Raw genomic sequence first — 15,425 nt, forward strand, 5'->3', positions numbered from 1 at the left:
GGGGGAGACGGATGAAGAACGCCTATATCCTTGCGGCCTACCGAACGCCTGCATGCCGTGCAAAAAGGGGGAAGCTCAAGGACGTCCGGCCGGACGACCTGGCCGCGGTTGCCTTGAAAGGACTGCTGGAACGGGCCGATATCGACCCGATGGAGATAGAGGACATCCTGATCGGTTGCGCTTTCCCCGAAGGAGAACAGGGATTCAACATGGCCAGAATGGCCGCGCTGAAAGCGGGAGTGCCTTACCAGGTTCCCGCGCAGACCGTCAACCGCTTCTGCTCCTCGGGCTTGCAGACCATCGCGACGGCGGCCGAACGGATCATGGCGGGATTGGCACACTGCATCGTCGCGGGGGGAGCCGAGAGCATGAGCTGCGTCCCTCTGGGTGGAAACAAATACAGCGCCAACCCTTCGCTATTCTCCAATTGGCCTGAAACGCATGCGGCGATGGGAATCACCGCGGAGATCGTCGCCGGGAAGTACGGCATCACCCGGGAGGAACAGGATCTCTTTGCATGTGCAAGTCATGCAAAGGCGGCATCCGCCATCGACGGAGGAAAATTCCGGGAAGAGATCATCCCCGTGGACGTGGAAACGTGCGCGGTTGTGGACGGGAAGATACGAAAAGGGAAAGAGATCGTGGATCGGGACGACGGCGTCCGGAAGGATACGACGCCGACAGGATTGGCCAAGCTGAAACCGGCGTTCAAGGTCGGCGGCACGGTGACTGCGGGAAACACCTCCCAGACGACCGACGGCGCCGCGGCAGTCCTTGTAGTGTCGGAGGAATTCCTGAAAAGTCACGAAATCATTCCCCTTGCACGTTTCGTCTGTTTTGCGGTCCGTGGGGTGCCTCCGGAAATCATGGGTATCGGACCGGCGGAAGCGATTCCGGCAGCCCTTAAAACCGCGGGACTTCGCCAGGAAGAGATCGGCCTCGTCGAACTGAACGAAGCGTTCGCGTCGCAGGCCATCGCCTGCATGAAACTGCTGGGGATGGATCCCGCCGTGGTGAACGTGAACGGAGGCGCGATCGCTCTGGGACATCCTCTCGGATGCACCGGGACGAAGCTGACCGCGACTCTGCTCCACGAGATGAAGCGAACCGGTACCCGGTACGGAATGGTCTCCATGTGCATCGGAGGCGGAATGGGCGCCGCGGGTATCTTCGAACGGATGTAAGGTCCGTACAATGCCGGGAAAATACGTTTCGAGGTGCAGACAATGACGCTGGCCCGAAAGATTTATAAGGGAGGGGAATACCTCATCGCCGAAGGGTCCTGTCAGGACGTATTCACCCCGGAGGATTTCAACGACGAGCAGAGGCAGCTCGCCGATACCATCGAACAGTTCGTGGACAATGAGGTGATGCCCAACGTCGATAAGCTGGAGAATCACGACCTGGAACTCATGGTGAGGCTTCTCAGGAGAAGCGGCGAGCTCGGACTGATTATGATCGACGCTCCGGTGGAGTACGGCGGTCTCGATCTGAACAAGGCGACGAGCATGCTGGCTTCCGAGAAGGTTTCCAGGTACGGCGGTTTCATGGTCTCTTACATGGTGCTGAACGGCATCGGCATCCTGCCGCTCGTCTATTACGGGACCGATGATCAGAAGGAGAAATACCTCGAAAAGCTCATCACAGGGGAATGGATGTCCGCCTATTGCCTGACTGAGCCGGATGCCGGGAGCGACGCTCTCGGCGCGAAAACGTCGGCCACCCTCTCTGCGGACGGGAAACATTACGTTTTGAACGGGACCAAGCAGTTCATCACCAATGGCGGTTTCGCCGACCTATACACCGTGTTCGCCAAAGTCGACAGGAAGAAGTTCACTGCATTCCTCGTAGAGCGGACGTTTCCGGGGGTCAACCCCGGTCCGGAAGAGAACAAGATGGGGATCAAGGGATCTTCCACGACGCAGGTGATACTTGAAGACGTGCACGTTCCGGTGGAAAACGTCCTGGGGGAAATCGGCAAGGGCCATAAAATCGCTTTCAACGTGCTGAACGTCGGCCGGTTCAAGCTGGGGGCGGCGGTTACCGGCAACGCCAAACACGCGTTCATCGAAGCGGTGAAATACTCAAACGTGCGGAAGCAGTTCGGAGTTCCCATCCGCACTTTCGGGGCCGTCAAGGAGAAAATCGCCGACATGGCCGCGGTCATCTTCGCATCGGAGTCCCTTGTCTACCGTCTCTCCGGCATGATCGACGACAGGCTGGCATTCATTCCGAAAGGAACCCGCGACTCCTACGAGGAGCTCCAGAAGGGGATCGAGGAATACGCGACGGAATGCGCGATCGCGAAAGTGTTCTGCAGCGAGATGCTCTCACGCGTAGTCGACGAAGTGGTGCAGATTCACGGAGGTTATGGATTCCTTCGTGAGTATGCCGCGGAACGATACTACAGGGACGAACGCGTAAACCGGATCTTCGAGGGGACCAACGAGATCAACCGTATATTGATTGCCGGAACGCTGTTGAAGCGTGCAGCCCAGGGAGAAATTCCGTTCATGAGGGAAATGCAGTTTGCTCTCGATGCGCTGGAATCGTACGACGCCGGAGAGAGGGATTCCACGTTGCCTTATTCCGCCGAGAAAAAGCTGCTGCGGAATTTGAAGCATCTGTTCCTGGCGATCGCGGGAGCGGCGGTTGAGAAGTTCGCAGACCGGTTAAAAGACGAGCAGGAGGTCCTGTCGGCAATGGCGGATGTCGCCATCAATATATTCGCCCTCGAGAGCGCCGTTCTGCGGGCGGAGAAAATTTCCGGAATGCCGTCCTTCACCAGAAACGAAGCCCTTGCCGCTGCAGTGAAGATACTTGCGTTCAATACGGGGGAGGAAACCGCCGCGGCCGCCCGCAAGGCAACACTTTTCATCGAAGAAGGAGAGAACGTCGGCAGGATCTTGAATGGTATACTTGGACACGGGAGATACGATGCCTCCGGTCTTCTTGCAGCAAAACGGCAATTGGCCGATGCGATACTGGAGGAGGAAAAATATATTTTCCGGAATTAAAATGAAACATGCGCATGCACGGATTCGCTATGTTTCATGGATGGAACGCAATGTTTTCATAATTGGAAAGCTTACTCCCCGTTAATCCTTTTTAAACTCTTAAATAGCCCGTCCATTCAGTAAAAAACCGTTACATTTCGAATTGATAACCCGCATATCGACGGGGACCCGGGTGTATCCGGATTTATTGGCCCGGATATTGCTCGCTTATAATGTTAACACCCGAATCATTAATTCAGCATTCGATGAAAGGATTTAGAATGGAGGAAAGAAATATATTCGCGAGAATATTATTGATTTCGGCCATTTCATTGTTTTTTTGCTCCCCTCTGTGCGCAAAGGAAAACGGTAATTTATTAAGCTCAAAAGAAATTCACGGAAACATTTTTTCATCCACTTTTATCTCGGAAAAGGAAGTGATTATTGTAGGAGAGAGCGGAAGAATATATTTATCTGCCGATGGCGGCAAAAGTTGGCAATACATCAAGAGCGGCTCTTCCGAACAATTGTTTTCCGTGTGTTTCCCGGATGGAAAAAACGGTTGGATAACCGGTAGTTCTGGAACGATTCTCCATTCAGCCGATGGGGGAAGAACATGGATAAAACAAAGTTCAGGGATAGATAAACACCTCTTCGGAGTACATTTTTATGATTCCCTTCGTGGTTGTGCCGTTGGAGATTGGGGAGCAATTATTATTACCACTGATGGGGGAAAGAACTGGAAAGATATCCACCTTTCCGAAGATATCGTCCTCTATGCCGTCCGCATGACGAAAGCGGGAGGAACGATCGTCGGCGAGTTCGGGAGCATTTTCATCTCTAACAATCAGGGACAGACGTGGGCGAAAGGACCGCCGGTTGCGGAGCAGAGCCTGTTTTGCCTGGCCGAGCATGGCGGGAGAATGATCGCGGCCGGCCTGGAAGGCGTAATCATTCAATCCTGGGACGGCGGGAGAAGTTGGAAACGCTCGGATAGCCCAACGAAGCAAGCCATATACAACGTCGACCTGCGGGGAAATTCCGGATATGCGGTCGGAGACCGCGGAACATTGCTGCGCACTGCGGATGGAGGAAAAAGCTGGAAGTCCCTGGAGGTTCCGCTGGGGATCCAGTTGTTCTGGTTCGGCACGGTAAAAATATCTCCGCAAGCCGCATCGACTGTCGGTTTCGGCGCCGGCGCAAACGGTTTGACGTTCGGCTTGAAGGATAGGGAGATCACATGGTAGGCGACAGGAACCGAGCGGACGAAACCGGGAAAACCGGCAATAAGATGTCGTTGCCGGAACGTTATGTTTCCTTGATCCTGAAGTTCAGAATCCCCTTTATCCTGTTGATCATCGCCGGAACCGCGATTTTCGGATACTACGGCGCTAAACTGAAAATCGCCACCGACTTCGTTTCCTTCTATCCCCCCAGGCACCCGTTCATCCAGCTCTACAACAAGTACAGGAGCATGTTCGGCAGCGCGAACGTCATGGTGTTGGCTATCGAGGTAAAGAACGGGGATATCTACAACTGGAAGACCATAGACAAGGTCGACCGAATCACGCAAGCAATGCTCGGAGTGGAGGGGTGCAACCCTGCGCAGCTGGCATCGATCACTCACCCCAAAATCAAGAATGTCGAAGTTACGGGGATGGGCATCACCCTGAAACCGATGATCCATGCCGGAATTCAGCGAAGCGACATCGGATTGCAGGAAATCAAGCGCTCCATATACAGCAACGAGGGCGTCAGGGGGTTCTACGTTTCTCCCGACGATAAATCGGCCGCCATCTATGCGGGATTCTGGGAGGAGGGTTGGGACCCATCCACGGTTTACAAAAAAATCGAGGAGATAAGAAAGTCGGAGAGCGATGATAACCATCGAATTTATATAACGGGATATCCGGCTCTTTACTCCTATATCTACAGCCTGGCGCCGCAGATCGGAAAAATGCTGGTAGTTACCCTGGTCGTCCTCATCGCCCTGCTGTTCTACTATTTCCGCACATTGCAGGGAGTTCTCGTTCCGTTCCTGTCCGCGGTAATCAGTGCCATCTGGGGGCTCGGTTTCGCGAGCATGCTCGGGTATTCGCTCGATCCGTTGATATTGGTCGTGCCGCTCATCATATCCGCCAGGCTCATGAGCCATTCGGTCCAGTGCATGTCCCGGTACTACGAAGAATATCTGCGGATCGGGGATCGAAAGGAGTCACTCGTCAAAGGGTACGGGGAAATGCTTGCCCCCGCGATCCTCTCCACGTTTACGGATGCGGTCGGTCTCCTGCTGATCTCCGTAGCGACAATCCCAATCATGAGGCAGCTCGGATTTTTTTCCTCCTTTTGGGTCATGACGATCGTGCTGACGGTTCCTACGCTGAATCCGCTCCTTCTTTCCTTCATCAAGCCCCCGAGCGCCGACAAGATCGAGCGGCAGACGCGGGGTCGTTTCTACTCGAAGATTTCAAGATTCCTGGTAATGCCCTCCGAAGGCAGGAGCCGTTGGGTAGTGGTCGGTATCGTGGGCTTTATCCTGGTCGTGGGCGGCATATACACCCACAACCTGAGGATCGGCGATACCGAAGCCGGATCCGCCATCCTGTTCCCCAGCCACCCCTATAACGATTCCTTCCGTTTCTTCAACAAGAACTTCGTGGGAGCAACGCAGCTCATCATTCTCGCTGAGGGTAAGGAACAGGGGGCGATAAAGAATTACGGCACGTTGAAGTCGATGGAGGATTTCCAGTATTTCATGGCGACGGAAGGGGGCGCGGGAGGGACCCTGACCTTCAATAACATGATCAAGCGCGTCTACCGGATGTTCCATGAGGGAAATCCAAAGTGGGAGATGATCCCCAAGAACGACAAGGACCTCGCCCAGATCGGCTACATCATCAGGAACAATGCCGCTCCGGGAGAGATGGACGTCTATGTGGATCCCAGCTGGACGAACGCCACCATCACATGCTTCTACAAATCCTACAACAGCGACCTGATCAAGAATTGCATCGCGAAAGCCAGGGAGTTCATCGAGAAGAACAAGCCGGAAAAGGTGAATTACCGTCTCGCAGGGGGCCTGCTGGGGATCCTTTACGCGGTGAACCAGGAGGTCGAATACTCCTACTGGGTTTCCCTCATAGTGGTTTTCCTCGCCTGTTTCCTGCTCTGCGTCCTGACATTCCGTTCCGTAAAGTGCGGCTTCATTCTCATAATTCCCCTGGCGGTGTCCCAGATCATCACCGAGATATTCATGTTGATCTACGGCATCGACGTGAACATCAATTCGGTTCCCGTGGCCGCCATCGCGGTCGGAATAGGGATCAACTACGGCATCTATCTGCTTTCCCGGACGAACGAGGAGTATGCCGCAACGGGAGATTATCAAACCGCGAACAGGGTCGCCATGGATACCACCGGCAAGACGATCGTCTTCACGGAATCCACCATGCTGGCGGGCGTTTTCTTCATGATCTTCGTGAACATGAAGTTCCAGTCGGAAATGGGGCTTCTCCTGACGATATTGATGCTGCTCAACATGATCAACGCACTGATTTTGATCCCCGTTCTCGTGACCATATTCAAGCCGAAAGTGAAGGCGGGAATGCTCAGGCATCACTGACCGTTCCGACGGAATCCGGTTCTGTCAAAAAAGGTCAGAGGGGAGATGAAAAACGATGTGGGAAGGAATTGCAAAAAAAAGGGAACGAGGGAGGAGAAGATGAAGGTCGGAAAAGGTACCTTCGGGGTACTGAACTTCCTGCTGTCGCTGGCTCTGCTGCAAGGTCTTGCTCACGCGGCATCTTACTTCCATCTTGGCGAAAATCCGTTGGAAGTGAAAGGAAAGGTACAGGCCCGGCTCTCATGGCGCACGGACCGGTCCGAGGGTTTCACCTTTCCCACAGTCGCCAGGGGGAACATGGTGCAGGAAAGGAATCTCGGGCTGGTGGAACTGAACCAGACCCTGTCGAAACAGACGGAAACGACGGCCGAAGTCAAGTATCACCTGGTCGGCCGGTTTCTTTACGACGGAATCTACGATTACGGGCCCAAGGCGTTCCAGGAAGTGAGGAACTCGAACAAGGCGGAAATCGATGATTTCAAGAAAGACGCGGATGTCTGGGAGGCGTACGTAGATTACACGAAGGGGAAGGGATTCCTGCGCATCGGGAGGCAGAATCTCTCCTGGGGCGAAACGGATATTTTCCGCCTGCTGGACAGGATCAACCCGTTGGACGATACGTTCGGCGGGAGTTTCGAGGATCTGGATGACCGCCGTATTCCGATCTGGATGGTCCGCGGAACGTATAATCTGGGAAATGTCGGGCCGGTATCCTCACTCTCCATCGAAGGTTTCTGGAATCCGGGCTTGGGCAGCCAGAAGGTTTCCCCCATGGCGCCTTTCGGGACGCCGTTTGCCTTCCCGATGCCGGCTTCCGCGGTTCCGACCAGGGTGCACAAGCCTGAGAAGACTTTCGAAAGCAGCCGCATGGGAGCCCGTCTGCAGGGAGTACTCGGAGACAACTTCAATTTTTCTCTTGCCCAGTATCAAACGATCATCGATTCCCCCGCCGCGATCGTTACGTTCGATCCTGCAGCCGCGGGAGGCCCCGTATTCCAGGACCTGTTCTACAAGACCGAATGGGTGACCGGCGGATCGGTCAACTTCTTCGAACCCCATGTCGAAGGCGTGATCCGCTCGGAAGTCGCAATGTTCTGGAACGAACCGGTGTTCATCCCCCAGGTCAACGCGCCGGTCCTGTTCGGAGACTTCAGGACGGGGGATATCCCCAAAAAGAATGTTCTCAGGTACATGGTTGGGCTCGACAAGAACTTCTGGATCAGGGCATTGAATGAAAGATCCATGTTCAATGTGTTCTTCCAGTATTTCGCGGAGTATTACCCGAGTTACGACGACCGCATGAAGATAGCCTTGCCGAAATTTCCCACCGGTGAATTCATGAAACAGGTCCGGTATGACCAGAAAATCACCATGATCGCGTTCACAAGCTATATGGAAGGGACGCTAACCCCGCAACTCGCGCTTGCCTACGATCCGAGAGGAGCATTGATGTTTATTCCTTCTCTCGAGAAATCCTTCGATCCGTGGGTTTTCAAAGTCGCCTATTACGGCGTTACCGGAAAGGATGATGTCAGCGTGGGCATATTACGCGATCGGGATCAGGCATCTTTCACCGTTACCCGGCTGTTTTAATTGCGCGGAAGTTCCAGGAACGATATTTCCCGGATGGAGGAACGCGTATGAAGGTATCGAAAAGGTTATGGATGGTTGCTGCGGGCGTTCTGGTTATTTTCGGGATGGCGGTGTGCGCATCGGCCGCCGAACTGAAACGGATCGACCGAACGAATTGGGAAACGCTCAAAGGGCTGTTGCCGGAGAGCGCCCTGAAATGGGTGAAAACCGGCGAAATGGTGGTGAAGTACGGCTCGCTTGAATACGATCCGAACCAGGTGTTGCCGGCCTGGGTGATCGAGTCGAAGAAAGAGAATATCGGGAAATATAAATTGACGGCGAAAAAGGCGATCGTCGAGGCCGGCACGGGGAAAACTCCGAAATTCATCAAGGGTATCCCGTTCCCGGACGTCAAGATCACAGATCCGGAAGCCGGCGAAAAAATCATGTGGAACACGTTATACATGAGGGACGCGAACGGGCCATTGAAAACCAAGATCGATTTCAAGTTCATGGGACGGAAGACCGGATATGAAAGGTCCATCTTCGTGGACTGGTACAGCAAGCCGTTCGACGGATACCAGGATGCGGAAAACTGGCCGAATAAGGATAATTTTGAAAGCGTCAACCAGGTGCTGGTAACCAGCCCCTTCGACATGGCCGGCACCGCACAGATGACATGGCGCTACCGCGTCGAAAAAGAAGACATGCTGAACGGGTATGTTCCGGCGATCCGGCGTGTAAGGAGATTGACACCGGCGGGGCGGTCCGACGCCATGTTCGGCTCGGACTTCGCAAGGGACGACGGCGGGTACGGGATATACGATGGGGCCATTTCCAGCTTCAAGTGGAAGGTCATCGGAGAAGGTGAAGTTCTCGGCGGTTTCATCGGGTCCAAACCACTGGGCGTCAACAAAAACAAGGACGGCGAATGGGAATTCGACTTGAGGAACAAGGAACTGGTGAAGTGGAGTTTTGGGAATAAAGGAGGTTCCGCGGCTCCGTGGTTCGTCGACAGCGCCGTATGGACGAAGAGGCCGGTCTGGATCATCGAGGGGACTCCGAAAGACCCGTATTACAACTACGGCAAGCAGATCATGTACATCGACAAGGAGCTGAACATCGGGCACTGGAAGGTGATCTACGACCGGACGGGGAAATACTGGAAGACGGCCTGGACGAACTGGGGGATGGCGCAGGATTCGCAAAAGACGGTGAACTGGAATGCCGTCCTCATCTTCATCCTGGTGGACGAGCGCTCGCAGCATGCGACATCGGTGGACAGCAGCCCGAAATACATCAACGGCGCCAGGATCGACACGAACCAGTTCTCCCTGGCGGGTTTCGCGACGTTGTGCAAGTAAGGGCGTCGAAATTTCCATAGGGTAACGTGCGAATCATGAAGACACCCAGGGAAGCCCCTAGCCCGCATTTCTCACCATGGTTCGTAGCGAGGCGGTGGAGACGGGTATGGATACAAGGCGTCGCGACCGAGGGTGACGCAGGCGTAGTTTACACTACGTCGAGGAGCCCGACCGAGCGCAACGCAGTAGGCATGCCTGTATCCGCCGCCGCAGCAGAAGCGTGGTGAGAAATGCGGGCTAGCTCCGAGGGGCTTCCCTGTTTATGGTCGGCCTTGGACAAGATATGTCCGACATGAAGCGTGTGTCCCTGGGAAGGAGCCCCCTTTCGGTATCCTCGATCGGCCTCGGCTGCATGGGGATGAGTGAATTCTACGGGCCCAGGGACGATGCCGAGTCGCTCGCCACGCTGGAACAGGCGTTGGATTCGGGGATCAATTTCTTCGACACCGCGGACATGTACGGCTTGGGGCATAACGAGAGGCTGCTGGGAAAATTTCTTAAAAAGCGCCGGAAGGAGGTCGTCATCGCCACGAAATTCGGCATCGTGCGCGAGGACGGAAGCTACCGCCGCAGTATCTGCGGGCGTCCGGAATATGTGCGCGAGGCGTGCGAGGCAAGTCTCCGCCGTCTCGGCATCGAGACGATCGACCTTTATTACTGTCATCGCGTCGACTCAACCATACCGATCGAGGAGACCGTCGGGGCGATGGCCGACCTGGCGCGGCAGGGAAAGGTCCGCGAACTCGGCATCAGCGAGGCGTCGGCGGCGACGCTGCGCCGCGCGAACGAGGTATTCCCGCTGGCCGCTCTCCAGACGGAGTATTCCCTCTGGACGCGCGACCCCGAAAGGGAAGTGCTGCCCGCATGCCGGGAGCTCGGAATCGCTTTCGTCGCCTACAGCCCGCTGGGGCGCGGATTTCTCACGGGCCGGATCCGGACGACGGAAGGGATGGGCCCGGAGGATTTCCGGCGCTTCCTCCCTCGTCTGGAATCGGACAACCTTGCGAAGAACCTCGCCATCCTCGAGCGCCTCGAAGTCGTCGCGCGCGGGTGCGGGTGCACTCCAGCACAGCTCGCCCTGGCCTGGCTTCTTGCGCAGGGCGATGACATCGTGCCGATCCCGGGAACGAAGCGTCGAAAGTACCTTGACGAAAACACAGGCGCGGTCGCCGTACGGCTCGACGCCTACGATCTTGCGAAAATCGACGCCGTCGCTCCGCGCGGTGCGGCGGCCGGAGAGCGTTATACCGCGGAAGGAATGAAAGGGATCGATGGATGATCTCCGCATCCCGTTTTGCACCATGGCTGAAACGCATGCATTTCATCCATGAAATGTGCATGTCTCGTTTACAGGAGGGAGAGGAATGCCGGAACTCGAACATCTGTTCAGCCCCATAAAAATCCGGAACACCACCATACGCAACCGCATTGTGCAGTCCGCGCACATCACGGGATATGTGGAGAACGGCCTCCCTTCCGATCGCCACGTGCGGTACTACGAAGAGCGGGCAAGGGGAGGGATCGGCCTGATCATCACGGAGGCCATGGATACGGAAGTTCAAATCGGATACGGGGGTTTGACATGAGTAGCATACGGGATGAAATCAACTGGATTGCAGAGGAAATTCAGTCGACAGCCGTCCGGGCCAGGGAATCTTCCAGCGAGATCGTCAAGCGCGTGGAAACGTTGTTCCGGAATGCGTCAAGCTTCGATCTTACGTTGGACGGAATGGACGAGCGGTACGTGTGGAGGGACGTATCCTGCATGTGGACGCCGGACAATGGCGAAGCCGGGTGCGGTGTCGTCGGCGCAACCGGAGCGGTCCCCGTTGACGACAGCTTAAGAAGGGAACTTAGACTTTATGAGCACATCCTTCCGTTGATGTGCGAGCAATATGCCCTGAACCGCTACAGCGACGAGGTGCTCTATATCGACAAGAAATCCATGGTGGTCGGGCAGACGACAAAAAATTTCGGAGGGCTCTTTCCTCCCGGATTCGATGCCGTGGAAGTTTGCAGGACAGGTGTTACGTACTACGATTACTACGGATGGGTAGACCACGACCGCAATCCGGATCGTCTTCCCAGGTGGGCACCGAGCGCCTTTATCGAACTTCTCGGTGAATTCATCCAGTCCGTCCACGCCCCCGTATACAAGCGCGAAGCCGACAACGAGATGTGCGGTTTTGTCGGTCTGCACTACAACCTGGAATGGGTAAACGCCGCCACGGTGTACAAGAGCAGTAACCGGGTTTTCATCCTGTCCGGGCAGTCCACCCTGATCGGCGCCAGTCCCGGAGCCCTCGACTTCCTGGGGATGGAGCCGTATGCACGGCAACTGCCATCGCACCTTGCCTCCGGGAAAGTTCGGAAATATGTGGATATCGAGAGGAATCTCGAGCAAGACAAACCGAAGGAATTGGCGGATTTGGCGAGAAGGGTAAGAATCGGGGCTGAATTCAAGCATACGCTTGGCGGCCGACAATTCAAGATAACCAGAGCGGAAGTACCCGAGTTGGGGTTCCATGTTGTGGCAGTCGAATGAACGATGCGGCGGTGGCCGGGTACGTGAATATGACGCCTTTCCCACCAGGCATATTGCGCCCGTTCTTTGAATCCGGGGAACCGCACGCATCGCACCGGAATCGTGCGATCACACCTTCGGGGAGGACAAGACGGGGAAACTCCGAAAGGATTCGAATATGAGCGATTTCGAGTATCTCTTCTCACCGATCCGCATCGGGCACATGAACGTCCGGAATCGGATCTTCCAGCCTGCCCATATCACCGGGTTCGCGGAGAAGGGCCTCCCGACGGACAGGCTCCTTCATTATTATGAGGCACGCGCCCGGGGGGGAGTCGGCTTGATCGTCCAGGAGGCCACGTCGGTCTCACCGTACAGCCAGTATCATTCGGAAGTGTTCGCCCAGGCCTACCGGGACGAGATCGTGCCGATCCTCAAGCGAATCGGCGAAGCGGTGCATGCGCACAGCGCGAAAATCGTCCTCCAGCTATGGCATTGCGGCCATGTGAGCACCAGCTTCTACACGGGCTATCCCGGCCAATCCTCCTCGGGGATCCCTAACCCGATGATCGGGGAATGCCCTGTGGCGATGGACGAGGACGACATCCGGGAAGCGGTGCGCCTTTTCGTCGAGGCCTCCCTGCGCGCCAAGGAAGCGGGCTACGACGGCGTGGAGCTGAACTTCGGCCACGGCTACCTGCAGCAGCAGTTTCTCTCCCCTTCGCAAAACATCCGCACGGACGAGTATGGGGGAAGCCTGGAGAACCGCCTCCGGTTCGGCATGGATGTTATCTCCGCGATCCGGAAGGCGGCCGGCCCGAATTTCGTCGTGGGCCTTCGGGCGGCGGGGGATGAGTTCATACCGGAAGGATTCGACCTGGAGGACGCCAAAGAGGCCTTCTCCGCCTGGGCCCGAACCGGCCTGCTGGACTACCTGAACGTCACCGCCGCCTCCTACAAGTCCGGCGCGTACGCCGTGCCGCCGATGATGATTCCTCCGCGTCCGATGGTCTACCTTGCCGCGGAAATCAAGCAGCTCGTCGACTTGCCGGTCTTTACCGCCATCCGGATCAACGATCCGGTGACCGCGGACGACATCATCAAGAACAACGAGGCGGACATGGTGGGGATCGCCCGGGGGATGATCTGCGACCCGGATTTGCCCAGAAAGGCGCAGGAAGGGAGGCTGGACGATATCCGCCAGTGCATCGCCTGCAACGAGGGGTGCTGGGACCGGTTCTGCCACAAGGAGGCGATCACCTGCCTCCAGAATCCGGAAGCCGGATTCGAAAGAAAGCGGAAGATTCAACCCGCGGCCGTACGGAAGAAAGTTCTGGTCGTGGGCGGGGGCTGCGCCGGGATGGAGGCCGCCATCGTCGCCCGGTCCCGGGGCCACGAGGTGATCCTCTGCGAGAAGTCCGGCGAGCTGGGCGGGGCGATCCGGATCATGGCGATGGCTCCCAGCCGGCAGGAATTCGGGCAGGCGGTCCGGTTCCTCAAGCACGAGCTGGAGCGGTTGTCCATCGACGTCCGCATGAACACCGAGGTCACGGTCGATATGGCGCTCGCCGAAAAGCCGGACGCGGTCATCGTCGCGACCGGGGGGCTTGCCATCGAAGACCCGGCCCCGGAAAAAGTCGGGCCCGGCTCTTCCATCGAGATCTCTCCGGGATTCCACGTGGTCACCGCAGAGGATGTGCTGCAAAGGAAGGTGGAATGCGGAAAGCGGGTGGTGATCGCGGATTACCAGAATTATACGAAAGGACTGGTGGCCGCCGAAGTCCTTGCGGAACTGGGGAAGGAAGTGACGGTGATCATGCCGTTTCCCGTCCGGCTGTTCACGAGCAATCCCTACAACGTGGAGCTGATCACCCTGGGCCTGCAGTTCATGATGCTCAAGAGCAAAGGCGTCACGCGCGTAAGCGACCACCAGGTCAAAAAGGCGTTCCCCGGCAAGGTGGTCATCCGGGACGTGTTCACCGAGCAGGAGCGGGAACTTCCCGCCGACACCCTTGTCCTTTCCTACTGGCGCAAAGCCAACGACGGGCTTTATGCGGAGCTCAAGGGGAAGGTCGGGCAGCTCCGCAAGATTGGGGACGCACTGGCGCCCCGCCTTCTCATCGACGCCATTCACGAGGGCTACAAAGTCGCCTCGGAGATATAAGGGGTGACGGAAATATGCGCGTTCGTGGAGTACGCCGGAGATAAGATCCAGCGCGTCAGCCAGGAGGCCGTCTCCGAGGCCGTTCGCCAGTCCGGGAGGCTTGGCGCGCGTTGCACCGCGCTGGTCCTGGGCCACCGGATCCCGCCGGGAATATTTAAGGACCTCCGTAGATTCGGGGTAGACCGCGCTCTCGCCTGCGATGAGGAGTCCTTGGCGGAATATTCGACCGGGCGATACGCCGGCCGACTGGCGCAGATCATTCGGGAGCGGGCGCCGGACCTCCTGTTGATGGGCAGCTCGGCCATGTCGCGGGACCTGGCGCCGCGGCTTTCCGCCAGGCTTGGACGAGGTCTTGTCACGGAAGCCACCTTTCTCGATTTCCGGGGAGGAGAGCTTCACGTAACCCGAGCCGCATACCGTCCCCACGCCTCGATGATCTTCTCCTTTCAGGACCCGGGTCTCGCCATCGTCACCCTGGCTCCCAAGGTCGCGGAAGCGGAGCGGATCGTACCCAAGGATCGTTTCCTCCTGGAATCCCCGGAACCGGGAGTCATGCCGCTGTCCCTTCGCGACGACAGGGTGAGGATCGAGCGGGCGATACGGGAAATCCCTTCCGAGGTGGACTTGACGGACGCGGAGGTGGTCGTTGCGGGCGGCAAGGGGATGATGGACGGGAAGAACTTCCGCCTCCTGGAGGAGCTGGCCGGCGTGCTGGGGGGCGTCGTGGCGGCGACACGGATGGCGGTGGACATGAAGTGGGTCCCGCGGGAGTGCATGGTAGGCGTGACGGGCAAGACGGTGTCTCCCGGCCTGTACGTCGCCTGCGGCATCTCGGGGGCCATACAGCACAGGATGGGCATGCAATCATCGGAGACCGTCGTGGCCATCAACACCGACCCCAATGCCCCGATCTTCCGTATCGCGACGCTCGGCATCGTGGGAGACGTTCGGGACGTGCTTCCCGTGATGATCGAGGAATTCCGGAAGGCGGGCGATGGATCCGGGCATCGGGAGCGATCCGCATGAAAAAGGCGGGATGGAACTAAGTGCTTCATTTCATAAATACGGTAGCATTCGAGCGCCGCTGCATCCGCTCCAGCTTCGTTGCGCTCCTTCACCATACTCAACGGTATGCCTCAGTCGCGCGCCTTGCCGGCGCGGCGCATCGACGCTCTCGGTGCGT

General features: G+C 57.0%; 11 protein-coding genes. All 11 read left to right on the forward strand.

Annotated features, from left to right (window positions below; all coding sequences use genetic code 11):
• Window positions 1-11: 11 nt before the first annotated feature.
• The 11 genes from HY896_13555 to HY896_13605 all read left to right on the forward strand — a co-directional run bounded on the left by HY896_13555 (window position 12) and on the right by HY896_13605 (window position 15,268).
• Window positions 12-1,184, forward strand: coding sequence for a thiolase family protein (locus HY896_13555; GenBank protein MBI5577372.1), 1,173 nt, complete (start codon window positions 12-14; stop codon window positions 1,182-1,184).
• A 48-nt stretch (window positions 1,185-1,232) separates the two neighbouring features.
• Window positions 1,233-3,017 (forward strand): acyl-CoA dehydrogenase family protein, encoded by a 1,785-nt coding sequence (locus HY896_13560; protein ID MBI5577373.1) that lies wholly within the window; start codon window positions 1,233-1,235, stop codon window positions 3,015-3,017.
• 260 nt (window positions 3,018-3,277) lie between these two features.
• Window positions 3,278-4,243: a hypothetical protein gene (locus HY896_13565; protein ID MBI5577374.1), complete on the forward strand. Its 966-nt coding sequence runs from the start codon at window positions 3,278-3,280 to the stop codon at window positions 4,241-4,243.
• Window positions 4,237-6,618: an MMPL family transporter gene (locus HY896_13570; protein ID MBI5577375.1), complete on the forward strand. Its 2,382-nt coding sequence runs from the start codon at window positions 4,237-4,239 to the stop codon at window positions 6,616-6,618. Before HY896_13565 ends, HY896_13570 begins: the two co-directional genes overlap by 7 nt.
• Window positions 6,619-6,717: 99 nt before the next feature.
• Window positions 6,718-8,211, forward strand: coding sequence for a hypothetical protein (locus HY896_13575; GenBank protein ID MBI5577376.1), 1,494 nt, complete (start codon window positions 6,718-6,720; stop codon window positions 8,209-8,211).
• Window positions 8,212-8,258: 47 nt separating this feature from the next.
• On the forward strand, window positions 8,259-9,554 hold the full coding sequence (locus HY896_13580; GenBank protein MBI5577377.1) for a DUF1329 domain-containing protein: 1,296 nt from the start codon (window positions 8,259-8,261) through the stop codon (window positions 9,552-9,554).
• A gap of 292 nt (window positions 9,555-9,846) precedes the next feature.
• Window positions 9,847-10,833, forward strand: coding sequence for an aldo/keto reductase (locus HY896_13585; GenBank protein ID MBI5577378.1), 987 nt, complete (start codon window positions 9,847-9,849; stop codon window positions 10,831-10,833).
• A gap of 85 nt (window positions 10,834-10,918) precedes the next feature.
• Window positions 10,919-11,140: a hypothetical protein gene (locus HY896_13590; protein MBI5577379.1), complete on the forward strand. Its 222-nt coding sequence runs from the start codon at window positions 10,919-10,921 to the stop codon at window positions 11,138-11,140.
• Window positions 11,137-12,099 (forward strand): hypothetical protein, encoded by a 963-nt coding sequence (locus tag HY896_13595; GenBank protein ID MBI5577380.1) that lies wholly within the window; start codon window positions 11,137-11,139, stop codon window positions 12,097-12,099. Before HY896_13590 ends, HY896_13595 begins: the two co-directional genes overlap by 4 nt.
• A 157-nt stretch (window positions 12,100-12,256) precedes the next feature.
• The gene (locus HY896_13600) at window positions 12,257-14,242 is read left to right on the forward strand and encodes an FAD-dependent oxidoreductase (GenBank protein MBI5577381.1); all 1,986 of its coding nucleotides are present in this window, start codon (window positions 12,257-12,259) and stop codon (window positions 14,240-14,242) included.
• A gap of 3 nt (window positions 14,243-14,245) precedes the next feature.
• Complete coding sequence (locus HY896_13605; GenBank protein MBI5577382.1) at window positions 14,246-15,268, forward strand: electron transfer flavoprotein subunit alpha/FixB family protein; 1,023 nt, start codon at window positions 14,246-14,248, stop codon at window positions 15,266-15,268.
• Window positions 15,269-15,425: the final 157 nt, after the last annotated feature.

The sequence above is a fragment of the Deltaproteobacteria bacterium genome, from assembly GCA_016218975.1.
In the GTDB taxonomy this organism is placed as follows: Bacteria; Desulfobacterota; Deferrimicrobia; order Deferrimicrobiales; family Deferrimicrobiaceae; genus JAENIX01.